At 65.9% G+C, this 484-nt stretch carries 1 pseudogene; it reads right to left on the reverse strand.

Going from position 1 to position 484, the window contains the following annotated elements:
* Positions 1-484 (reverse strand): annotated as a pseudogene (locus ABWW33_RS33030) (heme utilization protein); the annotation flags it as partial.

Consider the following 484-nt stretch of genomic DNA (forward strand, 5'->3'; position numbering starts at 1 on the left):
GCCGGCAACTTGCGAGCTCGACAGCGCGCTGATCTGGCTGCTGCTCAGGGCGACGATCTGGTCGGTGGTCAGGGCCTTGGTCTGGTTGCTGGTCAGGCCGGCGATGACGGCCGATTTCAGCGCGCCGATGTCGGCCGTTTCAATCGCGGCGATGTCGTTGGTGCTGAAGGCGCTCAGCTGCGCCGAGCTCAGGGCGCCGATCTGGTTGGACGTCAGGGCGACAACCTGGTCGGTGGTCAGCACGGCGATGTTGGCCGAGGTGATCGAGGCGATCTGGCTGGTGGTCAGGTTCGACAGCTGGTCGGTGGTCAGAGCCGCCAGTTGCGCGGTTTTCAGCGAGGCGATGATCGCGGTTTTCAGGCCCACGATGTCGCCGGTCTCGATGGCGGCGATGTCCTGGGTCGACAGCGCACCGAATTGCGCGGTGCTCAGCGCGCCCAGCTGGTTCGAGCTCAGCGCCACGATCTGGTCGGTCGACAGACCC

The sequence above is a fragment of the Duganella hordei genome (assembly GCF_040369125.1).
Taxonomy (GTDB): Bacteria; Pseudomonadota; Gammaproteobacteria; order Burkholderiales; family Burkholderiaceae_D; genus Rugamonas; species Rugamonas hordei.